We start from the raw sequence: 15637 nt of genomic DNA, 5'->3' as shown, positions 1-15637 counted from the left end.
CCGGCCCCCCTCAACTCACTCCGGCAGCTCCGGCGGCGCCTTCGCCGGCGTCCGCGTCAGCGACTCCAGCGCGAGCCGGATCGCCTCGTCCAGCTGCGGGTCCCGCCCCGCCGCATGGTCCTGCGGCGTCATGACGACCTCGACGTCGGGATCGACACCGTGGTTCTCGACGCCCCATCCGTACCCCTCCAGCCAGAAGGCGTACTTGGGCTGCGTGACCAGCGTGCCGTCGACGAGCCGGTACCGGCTGTCGATGCCCACCACACCGCCCCAGGTGCGCACGCCGACCACGGGTCCGATGTTCAGCGCCTTGATCGCCGCGTTCACGATGTCGCCGTCCGAGCCGGAGAACTCGTTGGCGACGGCCACGACGGGCCCGCGCGGCGCGTCGCCCGGATAGCTGAAGGGCCGCATGCCGCGGGGCAGGTCCCAGCCGACGATGCGGCGGGCCAGCTTCTCCACCACCAGCTGCGAGGTGTGGCCGCCGCGGTTCTCCCGTACGTCCACCACCAGACCCTGACGGGCGACCTCGGTGCGCAGGTCGCGGTGGATCTGCGCCCAGCCCGAGCCGACCATGTCCGGGACGTGGAGGTAGCCGAGGCGACCGCCCGACTTCTCGTGCACGTACGCGCGCCGGCCGGCGACCCAGTCGTGGTAGCGCAGCGCCTCCTCGTCGGCGACCGGTACGACGACGACGTGGCGCGGGTCTCCCCCGTCGACCGGCGAGACGGTCAGCTCGACGGGCTTGCCGGCCGAGCCGGTGAGCAGGGGCGCGGGGCCGGTGAGGGAGTCGACGGGGTGGCCGTCGACCGCCACGATCGCGTCACCGGGCCGGACGGCGACACCGGGCGCGGCGAGCGGCGCCCTGGCGGCGGGGTCGGAGGTCTCGGACGGCAGGATGCGGTCGATGCGCCAGCTCCCGTCGTCCGCGCGGGAGAGGTCGGCGCCGAGCAGTCCCTGCCGGGCCGAGTCGTCGCGCCAGCCGCCGGACGGGGTCACATAGGCGTGCGAGGTGCCGAGTTCTCCCTGCACCTCCCAGAGCAGGTCGATGAGGTCGTCGTGGGTGGCGACCCGCTCCAGGACGGGGCGGTAGCGGTCCAGGACGCCGTTCCAGTCGATGCCGCTCATGCCGGGGTGCCAGAAGTTGTCCCGCATGATGCGGCCGGCCTCGTCGTACATCTGACGCCATTCGGCGGCCGGGTCGAGGGTGCGGCGGACGCGGGAGAGGTCGACGGTGATGTTGCTGTCGTCGTGGTCGTCGTCGGGGCCGCCGGACACCCGGCTGTCGGACGGGACGACGCGCAGGTTCCCGTGGCTGTGCAGGACGAGGCGCTTGCCGTCGCCGCTGACGGCGAACCGGCTGATGTCGGAGGCGAGTTCCTCGCAGCGCAGCTTCTCCAGGTCGTACCGCTCCAGGACGGTCTCGGGGTGGCGCGCGGCGGGAGTGGCCGCGCTCGTGCCGAGGACACCGGTGACCGGGTGGCGCAGCCACAGCAGCCCGTCCTTGGCGGCGCGCAGCGAGGAGTAGCTGGCGGCCTCGACGGGCAGCGGCACGATCCGGTCGGCGAGCCCGTCCAGGTCGATGCGGGTGACGGGCAGAGCCGTGGGGTTGTCCTCGCCGTCGCCGCCCTTCTCCTTCTCGGTCGGGCGGCCGTGGAGCTGCGGCCCGAACGGGGAAGGGGTGGCCGCGGCGAGCGTCAGCAGGTGCGGCCGGCAGGCGCCGATGAAGGCCAGGTCGAAGACGTGGGAGTCGTAGACCGGGTCGAACGCCCGCTCCGAGAGGAACGCCAGGTGCTTTCCGTCGGCGGTGAAGGCGGGTGCGAAGTCCCGGAACCGCAGCGGGGTCGCCTCGGAGACCGACAGGTCGGCGAGGTGGGCGAGCTTGAGCTGGCTGAGCGGTTCGGGGCCGGGGTGCGACCAGGCGAGCCAGGCGGAGTCGGGCGAGAAGACGAGGCCGGAGGCGTCGCCGTTCTCGCTGCGGTCCACCTCGTGGACCTCGCCGCTCTCCCGTTCGACGACGAGGACGCGTCCGTCGTGGGCGGCGACGGCGAACCGGCTGCCGTCGGGTGCGGGGACCAGGTCCAGGACCCGGCCGATCCGGCCTGAGGCGAGGCGGCGCGGTACGGCGCCGGGCCCGGTGCCGGTGGCGGGGGCGCATTCCAGCGCGTCGTCGCCCTCGGCGTCGGTGACCCAGACGACGTGCTGGTCGCCGTCGGCCTGGAAGGTGTGGGGCAGCCTGGCCCGTACGCCGGGTTCGACGGCGAGTGCGCGGGCCGGGCCCTCGCGGTGGGTGACCCAGTGGACGGCGCCGCGGGAGCCGACGGCGCTGCCGCGGCCGGTGCGGTCGGGGGACGCGGTGTGCAGGTGGCTGCCGGCGTGCACGGGGTGCGGCTGGAGGTCGGCGCGCTGGCCGCCGAGCCTGATGTCGAGGCGGCGGGGTGCGTCGCTCTCCAGGCTGTCCAGGAGCCACAGTTCACCGGCGGAGGCGTAGGCGACGCGGGTGCCGTCGGTGGTGGCGTGCCGGGCGTAGAAGCCCTCGATGCCGGTGTGCCGGCGCAGGTCCGTGCCGTCGGGGAGGGAGGAGTAGAGCGCGCCGACGCCTTCGTGGTCGGAGAGGAAGGCGATGCGCTCGCCCACCCAGAGCGGGCACTCGATGTTGCCGTCCAGCTCCTCGTGGACGCGGACGAACTCCGCCGGGTCCCCCTCGGCCGCGATCCAGAGCTTGCCGGCCGTGCCGCCCCGGTAGCGCTTCCAGGTGGCGGCCTCGCGCCCCATGGTGGCCGAGAGCAGCAGGACCCGTCCGCCGGGTCCGTACGCGAGGGAGCCGACCGGCCCGTACGGGAGGGTCCGTGCGGGGCCGCCGTCGACCGGGACGGCCCGGGCCCAGCTGCGGCGCAGCGAGACCTGGCCCTGGGTGCTGGTGACCAGCACGTCGCCCTCGGGGGTCCAGCCGCGCACCGCGGTGCGCGCGTCGCCCCAGTGCGTCAGCCGCCGGGAGGGGCCGCCGTCGACGGGGGCGAGGTGCACCTCGGGGGCCCCGTCCCGGGTGGACGTCCAGGCGACGAGGGTGCCGTCGGGCGATATCCGCGGCTGGGTGACGGGGCGGTTGTCGGCGCTGACACGCCAGGCTCGGCCGCCGTCGAGCGGCGCGAGCCAGACATCGTCCTCGGCGGTGAAGGCGATCGAGTCGCCCTGGACATGGGGATACCGGAGGTAGGAAGGCTGTGTCACATCGATCACCCTAGGCCGCCGCCGTGCCTGGTGGAACGGGGTTGGCCGGAGTCCGACCGTCCGGCCGGGTCACTTGCCCTGGGGGTATTCGGTGACCGTGACGGTCACGGTGACGGCCGGCCGGGCCCCTCCCCCGCCGCCGCTGCCGCCGCCGTCGTCCGGGGCGGGGGTCGAGGGCGGTGCGTCGCAGTTGCCGAGCAGGGTGGCCCGGAAGACGGTCCGGCCGCCCGCCTTCGCGGTCAGGTCGCCGCGCACGCACCGGCCGTCAACTGCCTGCCGCACCTGGCCGTTGATCGTGATGTCCTGGCCGCTCTTCGTCTTGCCGTCGCAGTCGACGTCGGCGATGCGGCGGGTGGAGGCGGTGGGCGAAGCGGCCCGGGCGGAGGATTTCGCCGCGCCTTCCTCGCCGGTGCGCGCCGTGCACGTCAGCCAGCGCACGTCGACGCCTTCGTGCTCCAGGGCGCGGGTGCCGGTGCGGTCGGTGGTCACGGCGATGGACGCGGTGTTCAGCCCGTCGACGGGCTCGCAGGCGGCGAGGCCCACGACGGCGGTGGCCGCGAGGCAGAGCGCGGCCGGAAAGCGGCGGGCCGTTCGACGGCCCCATGCCCTTGATGTCCCCATACGGGCAGCTTCCCACCGCTCCTGACGGAACGGTAGACCGCTTGCGGCCACAACCGCCCCGGGTGAACGGGGTTACGACCAGCGGCCCGTGCGCCCCAGCAGCAGCGCGGTCGCCGCCGTGCCGGCGGTGGAGGTGCGCAGGACCGTCGGCCCGAGCCGGCAGGTGCGCGCCCCCGCAGCCGCGAAGACGGCCAACTCATCCGGTGAGACGCCGCCTTCGGGGCCGACGACCAGCAGGATCTCGCCCTTGTCGGGCAGGGGGACGGTGGCCAGCGGCTCGCTGTCGTGGTCGCGGTCCTCGTGCAGGACGGCCGCGAAGTCGGCTGTGGCCAGAAGTGCGGCAACCTGCTTCGTCGTGAGCGCGTCCGCCACCTCCGGGAAGCGCACCCGGCGGGACTGCTTGCCGGCCTCACGGGCCGTACTGCGCCATTTCGTCAGGGACTTGAGGCCGCGGTCGCCCTTCCACTGGGTGATGCAGCGGGCCGCCTGCCACGGCACGATCGCGTCGACGCCGGTCTCCGTCATCGTCTCGACGGCGAGCTCGCCCCGGTCGCCCTTGGGCAGCGCCTGGACGACGGTGATGCGGATGCCGGGCCGGGGCTCCTCGTGGACGGACTCCAGACCGGTGACCACCAGCCGGTCCTTGCCCTCGGCGGCGCTCACGACGCCCTCCGCCCAGTGCCCCTGGCCGTCCGTCAGGACGACGTCCTCACCGGCGCGCAGGCGTTTCACGGAGACGGCGTGCCGCCCCTCGGGCCCTTCCAGGACGAAGTCCGGCCCCTGCGGCATCCGGTCGACGACGAAGACGGGTGCCGTCACTGTGTACTCCTCGTGCTCACTGCCGTCCGTGCGGCGTCCAGTTCCTCGGCGAGCAGTCTGACCAGCCGGCCGGCGGGCAGCTCGCGCGCCATCCGGTGTCCCTGCCCCGCCCACAGTGCCATGCCCTGCGCGTCCCCGGCCTTGGCCGCCGCCTTGCGCAGCGCGGACGTCAGATGGTGCACCTGGGGGTAGGCGGCGGGGGCGTACGGCCCGTGCTCGCGTACGAAGCGGTTGACCAGGCCGCGGGCCGGGCGTCCGGAGAACGCCCGGGTCAGGGTGGTGCGGACGAACAGCGGGTTGGTCAGGGCCTGTTTGTGCAGCAGATGGGCGCCCGACTCGGGGCAGGCCAGGAAGGCGGTGCCGAGCTGGGCGGCGTCGGCGCCCGCCGCGAGCACCGCGGCGATCTGGGAGCCGCGCATCAGCCCGCCGGCGGCGATGACCGGTATCTGCACGGTCTCGCGCACCTGGGCCACCAGGCAGAGCAGCCCGGTGCCGGAGCCGTCGGTCTGCGGGTCGTCGCGGAACGTGGCCTGGTGGCCGCCCGCCTCGACGCCCTGGGCGCAGACGGCGTCGGCGCCCGCCCACTGGGCGGCCTGCGCCTCCTCGGGCGAGGTGACCGTGACGACGGTGTACGTGCCCACCGCGGCGAACGCGTCGAGGGTGTCGCGGGAGGGGCAGCCGAAGGTGAAGGAGACCACCGGGACGGGGTCCTCCAGCAGGATGGCGAGCTTGGCCTCGTAGCCGTCGTCGCCGCCGGTGTCGGTGTCGCCGAGCGGGGTCTCGTACCAGGAGGTCTCGCCCGCGAGCTGGTGCCGGTACACGTCGACCGCGGCCGGGTCGGCGAGGTTCGGCTGCGGCATGAAGAGATTGACGCCGAAGGGCTGACCGGTGAGCCCGCGCACCTGTTTGACCTCGTTGTACATGCCGTCCGTCGTCTTGTACCCGGCGGCCAGGAAGCCGAGTCCGCCGGCCTCGGCGACGGCCGCGACGAGCTGCGGACAGGAGGTTCCGCCCGCCATCGGGGCCTGCACGATCGGATACCGGCAGAGATCGGTCAACGCGGATGACATGACCGCATCGTGTCATGTCTCCCGTGTCCGGTGATGCGCACCCCACTGACACGTTTTGTCCGCAATGCGGTACGGGCCCGGAATCCGGGCCCGTACGACATCGGCGTGCGGCTCTAGCGGCCGTTGAACGCGTCCTTCAGGCGCGAGAACAGCCCCTGCTGCCCGGGCTGGAACTGGCCGGTGGGCCGCTCCTCGCCGCGCAGTTTCGACAGCTCGCGCAGCAGGCGCTCCTGCTCGGGGTCCATCTTCGTCGGGGTCATCACCTCGACGTGCACGATCAGGTCGCCGCGCCCGCCGCCGCGCAGGTGCGTGATGCCGCGCCCGTGCAGCGGGACGGACTGGCCGGACTGGGTGCCCGGCCGGATGTCGACCTCCTCCAGTCCGTCGAGCGTCTCCAGCGGCACCTTGGTGCCGAGGGCCGCCGCCGTCATGGGGATGGTGACCGTGCAGTGCAGATCGTCACCGCGCCGCTGGAACACGGCGTGCGGCAGCTCGTGGATCTCGACGTAGAGATCACCGGCCGGGCCGCCGCCGGGGCCGACCTCGCCCTCGCCCGCGAGCTGGATGCGGGTGCCGTTGTCGACACCCGCAGGGATCTTCACGGTGAGCGTGCGCCTCGACCGGATGCGGCCGTCGCCGGCGCACTCCGGGCAGGGGGTCGGCACGACCGTGCCGAAGCCCTGGCACTGCGGGCAGGGCCGCGAGGTCATGACCTGGCCGAGGAACGACCGGGTGACCTGGGAGACCTCGCCGCGGCCGCGGCACATGTCACACGTCTGGGCGGAGGTGCCGGGCGCGGCGCCCTCGCCGTTGCAGGTCGTACAGACGACGGCCGTGTCGACCTGGATGTCCTTGGTCGTGCCGAAGGCCGCCTCGGAGAGGTCGATCTCCAGCCGGATCATGGCGTCCTGGCCGCGCCGGGTGCGCGAACGGGGTCCGCGCTGCGACGCCGTGCCGAAGAACGCGTCCATGATGTCGGAGAAGTTGCCGAAGCCGCCCTGTCCGAATCCGCCCGCGCCACCTCCGCCGGAGGCGGACAGCGGGTCGCCGCCGAGGTCGTAGACCTGCTTCTTCTGGGCGTCCGACAACACCTCGTAAGCGGCGTTGATCTCCTTGAACCGCTCCTGGGTCTTCGGATCGGGGTTCACATCCGGGTGCAGCTCGCGGGCGAGCCTCCGGAAAGCCTTCTTGATCTCGTCCTGCGAAGCGTCGCGGCGCACGCCGAGTACGGCGTAGTAGTCCGTGGCCACTTACGACTCCGCCAGGATCTGTCCGACGTAACGTGCCACTGCGCGTACCGCTCCCATCGTTCCGGGGTAGTCCATGCGGGTCGGTCCGACCACGCCGAGTTTGGCGACTGCCTCGTCGCCCGAACCGTAGCCGACCGCGACGACGGACGTGGAGTTGAGCCCCTCGTGGGCGTTCTCGTGCCCGATACGTACGGTCATGCCCGAGTCCTTGGCCTCGCCGAGCAGCTTCAGCAGCACGACCTGCTCCTCCAGTGCCTCCAGCACCGGCCGGATCATCACCGGGAAGTCGTGTCCGAAGCGGGTGAGGTTGGAGGTGCCGCCGATCATCAGCCGCTCCTCCGTCTCCTCGACGAGGGTTTCGAGCAGGATCGAGAGCACGGTGGACACGGTTCCCCGGTCCTCGCTCTCGAAGGATTCCGGCAGGTCCTGCACCAGTTGCGGGACGTCGGCGAACCGGCGTCCCACCACCCGGCTGTTGAGCCGGGCCCGCAGATCGGCGACGGAGGTCTCGCCGAAGGGTGCGGGGCAGTCGACCAGCCGCTGTTCGACCCGGCCGGTGTCCGTGATCAGTACGAGCATCAGCCGGGCGGGGGCCAGGGACAGCAGTTCCACGTGCCGCACCGTCGAGCGGGTCAGCGAGGGGTACTGCACGACGGCGACCTGCCGGGTCAGCTGCGCGAGCAGCCGTACGGTCCGTCCCACGACGTCGTCGAGGTCGACCGCGCCGTCGAGGAAATTCTGAATGGCACGGCGCTCCGGCGACGACAGGGGCTTGACGCCCGCGAGCCTGTCGACGAAGAGCCGGTAACCCTTGTCCGTCGGGATGCGTCCCGCGCTGGTGTGCGGCTGGGCGATGAAGCCCTCGTCCTCCAGCACCGCCATGTCGTTGCGGACGGTGGCCGGGGAGACCCCCAGCTTGTGCCGCTCGGTGAGCGCCTTGGAGCCGACGGGCTCCTCGGTGCCGACATAGTCCTGGACGATGGCGCGCAGCACTTCGAGTCTGCGTTCGCTGAGCATCGCGCACACCTCCAGCTGTGTACCTCGGTGGTTCTCGGGCCGTTCCCGGGACCGTCCCTGGCACTCTGTGCGTACGAGTGCCAGCAATCCCCCGGTCAGTGTACGGCGACGGGGTAGCCCCCTAGCAAGGGCGACCGGCCACGCTACCGCGAGACTGCGCAGGTCGTTGCCGATAGCGTCGTCGTATGGACGCCTCTTGGGAAGAGTTCGGCTGGGAGCGACTCGGACACGGAGTGGGCCGGCGACGCCTTCCGGTGTGGGATGCAACGGTCGCACTGGTGGCCGGGACGGACGGAGTGCTGCTCTGCGACACCGGGTCGTCACTGCGTGAAGCGGTGGAGGTGCGCGGACAGGCGCAGGCACTGCTGGGCCGGAGGGTGACGCATATCGCACTCAGCCACCCCCACTTCGATCACGTACTGGGCACGGCGGCCTTCGCCGGGACACAGGTGTACGGCGCGGGGGGCACGGCGGATCTGCTGCGGCGCTCGGCGGACGAACTCCACACCGACGCGGTGCGGCAGGGCCTGCCCGAACAGGACGCGGCGGAGTCCGCCGACGTACTCGTGGCGCCCCGCCACGAGGTGATCGCCGAGTGGACGCTCGATCTGGGCGGCGGGCGCGAGGTGCTCCTGGTGAACGCGGGTCCGGCGCACAGCGGCCACGACCTGGCGGTGCTGGTCCCCGGCGGCGCCGGCTCGCCCGCGATCGTGTTCTGCGGCGACCTGGTCGAGGAGTCCGGCGAACCGCAGGCGGGCCCGGACGCGTTCCCGGCCCGCTGGCCCGCGGCACTGGACCGGCTGCTGGAGCTGGGCGGCGAGGACGCGCTGTACGTGCCGGGGCACGGGGCGGTGGTGGACGCCGCGTTCGTACGGGCCCAGCGCGAACGGCTGGCCGCGCGGTTCGGCGTGTCGTGAGCCGCTCCCGCCTTATCGTCATCCGATGCGCAGCTACCAGCCGGACCTGACCCCGCCGTGGAAGAAGTCCGCCCCCGCCCCCGAGGTGTCCGCCGAGCCCGATCTGGTCGTGGAGGACGTCGCCACCGGCTTCTGCGGTGCGGTGATCCGGTGCGAGAAGACCGCCGAGGGCCCGACGGTGACCCTGGAGGACCGCTTCGGCAAGCACCGGGTCTTCCCGATGGCACCGCGCGGCTTCCTGCTGGAGGGCCGGGTCGTCACGCTGGTACGCCCGTCGGCGGGCGGCCCCGCACGCCCCGCCCGCACGGCCTCCGGCTCGGTGGCCGTGCCCGGGGCGCGGGCCCGGGTGGCGCGGGCCGGCCGGATCTACGTGGAGGGCCGGCACGACGCCGAACTGGTGGAGCGGGTGTGGGGCGACGACCTGCGGATCGAGGGTGTTGTCGTGGAGTACCTGGAGGGCATCGACGACCTGCCCGCGATCGTGCGCGAGTTCTCACCGGGCCCGGACGCACGGCTGGGTGTGCTGGTCGACCATCTCGTCCCCGGCTCCAAGGAGTCCCGGATCGCCGCACAGATCTCGGACGGCAACGTGCTGGTGGTCGGCCACCCGTACATCGACGTATGGGAGGCGGTGAAGCCGTCGTCGGTGGGAATCCCCGGCTGGCCGGTGGTGCCGCGCGGCCAGGACTGGAAGACGGGCGTGTGCCGCTCGCTGGGCTGGCCGGAGAACACGGGGGCGGCCTGGCAGCGCATCCTGTCCACGGTCCGCTCCTACCGGGACCTGGAGCCGGAACTGCTGGGCCGGGTGGAAGAACTGATCGACTTCGTAACAGCCCCACCCATGACGGGCCCGGGCGCGTAGCCTCCCGCCCCAACTGTGCGACGGACCCGGGCGCGGGGCCTTCCTGCCTCACCTACGACGGCCCCGGGCGCGGGGCCTTCCTGCCCCACCCACGACGGGCCCTGGCGCGTAGCCTTCCCGCACGAGGCGGACCCTGGCGCGGGGCCTTCCCTGTCCCACCCACGACGGACCCCGGCGCGGGGCCTTCCCACCCCACCTGGCACCTACGCCCCACCAAGCCCCTCCGCCCTTCCAGCCCCTTCCAGCCCCGCCGGCGTTTGAGGCGCGGGGTCCGGGGCGGAGCCCCGGTTACGGGAAGGGGCGGGGAGGGGAACAGCCCCGCCGCAGGCGCACCAGCCCCGAGGGGGGGCACCCAGCAGGCGCACCAGCCCCGAGAGGGCACCCCTCAGGCGCACCCTCCCCGGGGGGCACCCCCAGGGACGCCCCGCACCCCCTCAGTCCACCAGGTCCCGCACCACCGCATCCGCCAACAACCGCCCCCGCAACGTCAGCACCGCCCGCCCCTCCCCGTACGGCCCCGGCTCGAGCAGACCGTCCGACACGGCCCGCCCCGCCGCCGCCAGCCCCGCAGGGGCGAGCAGCGACAGCGGGCAGCCGTCGACGAGCCGCAGCTCCAGCAGGATGCGCTCGACCCGCCGGTCCTCCGCGGAGAGGATCTCGCGCCCCGCACCCGGCGAGCGCCGCTCGGCGAGCGCCTGCGCGTACGCCCCGGGGTGCTTCACGTTCCACCAGCGCACGCCACCGACATGGCTGTGCGCGCCGGGCCCGGCGCCCCACCAGTCCGCCCCGCGCCAGTACAGCTCGTTGTGCAGGCAGCGGCCCTCGGGGGTCCGGGCCCAGTTCGACACCTCGTACCAGGAGAAGCCGGCCGCGGCCATCGCCTCGTCCGCGATCAGATAGCGGTCGGCGTGCGCGTCGTCGTCCGTCATCGGGATCTCGCCGCGCTTGATCCGGCGGGCCAGCTGGGTGCCCTCCTCGACGATCAGGGCGTACGCCGACACATGGTCGGGGCCGGCACCGATCGCCGCGTCGAGGGAGGCGCGCCAGTCGTCGTCGGACTCCCCCGGCGTGCCGTAGATCAGGTCGAGGTTGACGTGCTCGAAGCCGGCCGCCCTCGCCTCGGCGACGCACGCCTCGGGCCGGCCGGGGGTGTGGGTGCGGTCGAGGATCTTCAGGACGTGCTGCCGGGCGCTCTGCATCCCGAAGGAGATCCGGTTGAAGCCGCCCTCGCGCAGCTCCGCGAGATAGGCGGGTCCGACGGACTCCGGGTTCGCCTCGGTGGTGATCTCGGCGTCGTCCGCGAACCCGAACTCCTCGCGGATCGCGGCCAGCATCCGGACCAGATCGGCGGCGGCCAGCAGCGTCGGCGTACCGCCGCCGACGAAGACCGTGCGGACCTGCCGGGGGTCGTCGCCGAGGACCTTGCGGGCCTGGCGGACCTCGCCGATGAGGTGGGAGGCGTAGTTGTCGCGGGAGGCCAGCGCACCGCCGGAGCCGCGCAGCTCGGTCGCGGTGTAGGTGTTGAAGTCGCAGTAGCCGCAGCGGGTCGCGCAGTACGGCACGTGCAGATAGAAGCCGAGCGGGCGGTCGGCGGCGCCTTCCAGGGCATGGCGGGGCAGCGCCCCGTCGTCGGGCACGGGCTCACCATCGGGCAGTACGGAAGGCATACCGTCCATTGTCGCGCGCCGCCCGGCACCCGGACGCCACGCCCGGGACGGGCGCTACTGGGCCTGGAGGACCAGCAGCGCCAGGTCGTCGTCCGGCGGGCGCTCGGCGAAGGCGTGCACGGCGTGCTTGATGCGGTCCGCGATGCCTTCGGCGGTCAGCCCGGCGCAGCCGGAGAGCGCCTGTGCCAGCCCGTCCCCGTCGTCGAACATCAGCGGCCCCGAGCGCCGCTCGGTCACCCCGTCGGTGACGCACAGCAGGCTGTCGCCGGGCGCCAGGTCGAAGCTCTGGGTCTCGTAGACGGCGTCGTCCATGATGCCGAGCAGCAGCTGTGGTTCGGCGGCCGGGCGGACCGTGCCGTCGGGGCGCAGCAGCAGTGGCAGCGGGTGCCCCGCGCTGGCCAGGGTGCAGCGCGCGCCGCCGTCGGGCAGCGGCACGAGCTCCCCGTAGAGCAGGGAGAGGAACCGGGACTGCCCGCTGTCCGCCGAGTGCTGGCCGCCCGCGGCGGCGACCATGAGGGCGGCCGCCTCCGCGGCCTCCATCGCGTCGTCGAGGAGCAGCCGGTTCAGCCGGACCAGGACCTCGCCGGCCTGGAAGCCCTCGCGGGCCAGCAGCCGCAGCCAGGGGCGGGCGAGTCCGGTGACGACGGCCGCCTCGGGGCCGCTGCCCTGGACGTCGCCGAGGACGAAGCACCAGCGGTCGCCGGGGCACGGGAAGATGTCGTAGAAGTCACCCCCGACCACACCGTCGTCGCTGGGTTCGTAGACCAGGGAACTGGCGACGCCCGGTATGTCGGCGACCTTGCTGGGGAGCAGTCCGCGCTGGAGGATGCGGCTGATGGTGGCCTGCCGGGTGTAGGCGCGGGCGGCGCCGACGGCGAGTCCGACCCGGCGTACGAAGTCCTCGATGAGCGCCGTGACCTCGTCGGGGACGCGGGCGATGCCTTCGCGGCCCAGGAGTACGGCTCCGAGGGTGCGGCCGCCCGAGGTGATCCGGTAGGCGAGCGCGACGCCTTCTGCCGCTTCCTCGCCCGGCTTCTCGCCGTCCTCCGCGCTGCCGGGCCACGGTATCGAGACAGGTCCGGTCCCGACCCGCTCGGGGAGCCGGAGCGGGTCGCCCTCCAGCAGGGTGCGCAGGGTCTGGATGCGGCTCTCGTCGATGTGCCAGACCTTGGCGAGCCGGGGGACGGCCGCGCGGCCGGGGGTCTCGGGCTCCAGCCAGATGGCGCACCAGTCGGCGAGCCGGGGCACGAGTAACTGTCCGGCGAGCGCGGCGACGATGTCCTCGTCGAGCTGGCCGGCCAGCAGGTCCGAGGCCTCGGCGAGGAACGACAGCGCGCCGCGTCCGGCCCAGTCCGCGTCGTCGCGCAGGGCCCGCCGTGCGGTGGGGGCGAGCAGTTCGGCGGCGCGCAGTCCGCGCTGGAACCCGGGCTCCGGGCGGGCGTCGGGGAAGGGGTTCCAGTCGTCGACGGGGAGCCGGGCCCAGACGGTCTTGAGGCCGGTGCGGTAGGTGATGCCCCAGCGTTCGGAGAGGGTGGCGACGAGTTCCAGGCCGCGGCCGAACTCCGCGGGCTCCCCGGGGCCTTCCGCGCCCGCGAAGCCGCCCTCGGAGCCGTCGCTGCGCACGGCGCGGGCCGGGTGGTGGTCGGAGACCTCCAGGACGAGCGCGGAGACCTCGTCCTCGGTCGCCTCCTCCAGGCGGAAGAGCAGTTCGACGTTGGTCCCGGCGTGCACGACGGCGTTGGTGACGAGTTCGCTGACGACGACCGACGCGTCGTCGGACAGCCGGTCGCTGAAGCCGACGGCCGCGGGCAGCCCGAGCCCGCTCCACTCGGCGAGCGCCGCCGCGACGAACCGCCTGGCCGCCGAGGGCGCCAGCAGGTTCCCGGGCAGGCTCGTCCGGGCGACGGGCTGTCCGCCCGAGGACGAGCCGTTGGTTCCTGGACGCTGCACGATGTCCCGCTGCAAGGGAATGGACCCCACAGGGCGGCTCCTGACCTGTTCTCGCTCTGCCTGTTCTCCGTTAAGCCCCGCTGACGACACGGACAGAGTGACAGATCGGCCCTTCGCATACGCGTCGAGTTACCGAAGTGAGTAGGAGAACACGGCCCCGGACGTGCACCAGGCCCCCGCGCGGCGGGCGCGGGGGCCTGGTGATCGTCCGTTCCGGGCCGCCGACGGCCCGGTGTCCGGAACCGGCCGCCACTCGGGCGGCCGGCCGGAGCGGGCGGGCGGACGCGGGCCGCGCCCCGCCGGAGGGGCGTATGCCGGGCTACGCCTCGCGGGAGCCCGCGTACATGTCGTCGATGAGGTCCTTGTACTCACGCTCGACGACCGGCCGCTTCAGCTTGAGGCTGGGTGTGACCTCGCCGTGCTCGATGTCGAGGTCGCGCGGGAGCAGCCGGAACTTCTTGATGGTCTGCCAGCGCTGCAGACCCTCGTTGAGCCGCTTCACGTATCCGTCGATGAGCTCGACGGTCTTCGGGGCGGCCACGACGTCCGCGTAGGACTTGCCCTCCAGTCCGTTCTCGGCGGCCCAGCCTAGGATCGTGGGCTCGTCGAGGGCGATCAGCGCGGTGCAGAAGTTACGGTCCGCGCCGTGCACCAGGATGTTGGAGACGAACGGGCAGACCGCCTTGAACTGGCCCTCGACCTCGGCCGGCGCGATGTACTTGCCGCCGGACGTCTTGATCAGGTCCTTCTTGCGGTCGGTGATCCGCAGGTAGCCGTCCACGGAGAGTTCGCCGATGTCGCCGGTGTGGAACCAGCCGTCGGCCTCCAGGACCTCGGCGGTCTTGTCCGGCAGCCCCTGGTAGCCCTGCATCAGGCCGGGACCGCGCAGCAGGATCTCGCCGTCGTCGGCGATCCGGACCTCGGTGCCGGGGAGCGGCTTGCCGACGGTGCCGGTGCGGTAGGCCTCGCCCGGGTTGACGAAGGAGGCGGCGCTCGACTCGGTGAGGCCGTAGCCCTCCAGGATGTGGATCCCGGCGCCGGCGAAGAAGAAGCCGATCTCCGGGGCGAGCGCGGCGGAGCCGGAGACGCAGGCGCGGAGCCGGCCGCCGAAGGCCTCGCGGATCTTGGCGAAGACGAGGGCGTCGGCGACCTTGTGCTTGGCGCCGAGCGCGAAGGGCACGGATGCGGTGCCGGTGCGCCGGAAGTTGTCCTGGGAGACCTTCGCGTACTCGCGGGCGACGCCGGCCGCCCAGAGGAAGATCTTGTACTTGGCTCCGCCACCGGCGCGGGCCTTGGCGGCGACGCCGTTGTAGACCTTCTCGAAGATGCGGGGGACGGCGGCCATATAGGTCGGCTGGACGATCGGCAGGTTCTCGATGATCTTGTCGACCCGGCCGTCGACGGCGGTGACGTGGCCGACCTCGATCTGCCCGGAGGTGAGGACCTTGCCGAAGACGTGCGCGAGCGGCAGCCAGAGGTACTGGACGTCGTCCTTGGTGATCAGCCCGGTCGAGACGGTGGCCTTGGCCATGTACGACCAGTTGTCGTGCGGCAGCCGGACGCCCTTGGGGCGGCCTGTGGTACCCGAGGTGTAGATGAGGGTCGCGAGCTGTTCGGGGGTGATCGCGTCGACCCGGTCGGTGACCGCGGCCGGGTTCTTGGCCAGGTGCTCGTTGCCCAGGGCCTCCAGGTCGGCCAGTGTGAGCACCCAGCCCTCGGGGTCACCCTCGGCCGGTCCGGCGCCCTCGGCGTCGATGACGACGACATGGGCGAGGTTCGGCAGCTCGGCACGGCGCTCGCGGGCCTTGGCCAGCTGGGTGGCGTCCTCGGCGATCAGTACCCGGCTGTCGGAGTCGGAGAGGATGAACGCCGACTCCTCGGCGTTGGTCGAGGGGTAGATCGTGGTGGTCGCGGCGCCCGCGCACATGACGCCGAGGTCGACGAGGATCCATTCGACCCGGGTGCTCGCGGCGAGCGCGACGCGCTCCTCCGGCTGCACGCCCAGCGCGATCAGCCCGGCCGCCACGGCGTGGACCCGCTCGGCGGCCTGCGCCCAGCTGAGGGACTTCCACTCGTCGGGGCCCTGGCCGGCGGCTGCGGGGACGGGGTAGCGGTAGGCCTCCCCGTCCGGGGTGGCCGCCACCCGGTCGATGAAGAGGGTCGCCACGGAGGGCGGACGGTTCTCGATCATGGTCTGTGTGTCGCTCACGACATCCTCCGGGCCTGCGGCAGT

11 protein-coding genes are annotated in these 15637 nt (G+C 73.0%); 2 read left to right on the top strand and 9 right to left on the bottom strand.

Annotated elements, in window-relative coordinates; genetic code table 11:
- Window positions 1-15 precede the first annotated feature (15 nt).
- From OG521_26755 to hrcA, 6 genes are all read right to left on the bottom strand, one after another.
- Window positions 16-3231, bottom strand: coding sequence for a PDZ domain-containing protein (locus tag OG521_26755; protein WUW24171.1), 3216 nt, complete (start codon window positions 3229-3231; stop codon window positions 16-18).
- Window positions 3232-3300: 69 nt separating this feature from the next.
- Window positions 3301-3852 carry a hypothetical protein gene (locus OG521_26750; GenBank protein ID WUW24170.1) on the bottom strand — a complete coding sequence of 184 codons (552 nt, stop codon included), beginning with the start codon at window positions 3850-3852 and terminating at the stop codon, window positions 3301-3303.
- 72 nt (window positions 3853-3924) lie between these two features.
- A complete protein-coding gene (locus tag OG521_26745) occupies window positions 3925-4671 on the bottom strand; it encodes a 16S rRNA (uracil(1498)-N(3))-methyltransferase (protein WUW24169.1) in 747 nt (248 codons plus the stop codon).
- Window positions 4668-5741, bottom strand: a complete 1074-nt coding sequence (locus OG521_26740) for a nitronate monooxygenase (GenBank protein ID WUW24168.1) — start codon at window positions 5739-5741, stop codon at window positions 4668-4670. The genes OG521_26745 and OG521_26740 overlap by 4 nt, the downstream gene beginning before the upstream one ends.
- 113 nt (window positions 5742-5854) lie before the next feature.
- On the bottom strand, window positions 5855-6991 hold the full coding sequence (gene dnaJ, locus OG521_26735) for a molecular chaperone DnaJ (GenBank protein ID WUW24167.1): 1137 nt from the start codon (window positions 6989-6991) through the stop codon (window positions 5855-5857).
- Window positions 6992-8008 carry a heat-inducible transcriptional repressor HrcA gene (gene hrcA, locus OG521_26730; GenBank protein ID WUW24166.1) on the bottom strand — a complete coding sequence of 339 codons (1017 nt, stop codon included), beginning with the start codon at window positions 8006-8008 and terminating at the stop codon, window positions 6992-6994. It lies immediately after the preceding gene.
- Between the two features lie 185 nt (window positions 8009-8193).
- On the opposite strand from hrcA, the gene OG521_26725 reads away from it, so the two are divergent.
- Both OG521_26725 and OG521_26720 read left to right on the top strand, forming a co-directional pair.
- A complete protein-coding gene (locus tag OG521_26725) occupies window positions 8194-8925 on the top strand; it encodes an MBL fold metallo-hydrolase (GenBank protein ID WUW24165.1) in 732 nt (243 codons plus the stop codon).
- Window positions 8926-8950: 25 nt separating this feature from the next.
- The gene (locus tag OG521_26720; GenBank protein ID WUW24164.1) at window positions 8951-9787 is read left to right on the top strand and encodes a DUF3097 domain-containing protein; all 837 of its coding nucleotides are present in this window, start codon (window positions 8951-8953) and stop codon (window positions 9785-9787) included.
- Between the two features lie 434 nt (window positions 9788-10221).
- On the opposite strand, the gene hemW is transcribed toward OG521_26720, so the two are convergent.
- From hemW to OG521_26705, 3 genes are all read right to left on the bottom strand, one after another.
- Complete coding sequence (gene hemW / locus OG521_26715) at window positions 10222-11454, bottom strand: radical SAM family heme chaperone HemW (GenBank protein ID WUW24163.1); 1233 nt, start codon at window positions 11452-11454, stop codon at window positions 10222-10224.
- A 54-nt stretch (window positions 11455-11508) separates the two neighbouring features.
- Window positions 11509-13419 (bottom strand): SpoIIE family protein phosphatase, encoded by a 1911-nt coding sequence (locus OG521_26710; protein WUW26808.1) that lies wholly within the window; start codon window positions 13417-13419, stop codon window positions 11509-11511.
- Window positions 13420-13723: 304 nt separating this feature from the next.
- A complete protein-coding gene (locus OG521_26705) occupies window positions 13724-15613 on the bottom strand; it encodes a long-chain fatty acid--CoA ligase (GenBank protein ID WUW24162.1) in 1890 nt (629 codons plus the stop codon).
- Between the last annotated feature and the right edge of the window lie 24 nt (window positions 15614-15637).

The sequence above is a fragment of the Streptomyces sp. NBC_01463 genome (assembly GCA_036227345.1).
Classification (GTDB): Bacteria; Actinomycetota; Actinomycetes; order Streptomycetales; family Streptomycetaceae; genus Streptomyces.
Note: the sequence above shows the minus strand (reverse complement) of the source record. Positions and strands in the feature narration are given on the sequence as shown.

Coding starts and splice junctions, on each gene's coding strand:
- hemW (WUW24163.1), bottom strand. CDS start 11,454: ATGCCTTCCGTACTGCCCGATGGTGAGCCCGTGCCCGACGACGGGGCG.
- OG521_26740 (WUW24168.1), bottom strand. CDS start 5,741: ATGTCATCCGCGTTGACCGATCTCTGCCGGTATCCGATCGTGCAGGCC.
- hrcA (WUW24166.1), bottom strand. CDS start 8,008: ATGCTCAGCGAACGCAGACTCGAAGTGCTGCGCGCCATCGTCCAGGAC.
- OG521_26725 (WUW24165.1), top strand. CDS start 8,194: ATGGACGCCTCTTGGGAAGAGTTCGGCTGGGAGCGACTCGGACACGGA.
- OG521_26750 (WUW24170.1), bottom strand. CDS start 3,852: ATGGGGACATCAAGGGCATGGGGCCGTCGAACGGCCCGCCGCTTTCCG.
- OG521_26720 (WUW24164.1), top strand. CDS start 8,951: ATGCGCAGCTACCAGCCGGACCTGACCCCGCCGTGGAAGAAGTCCGCC.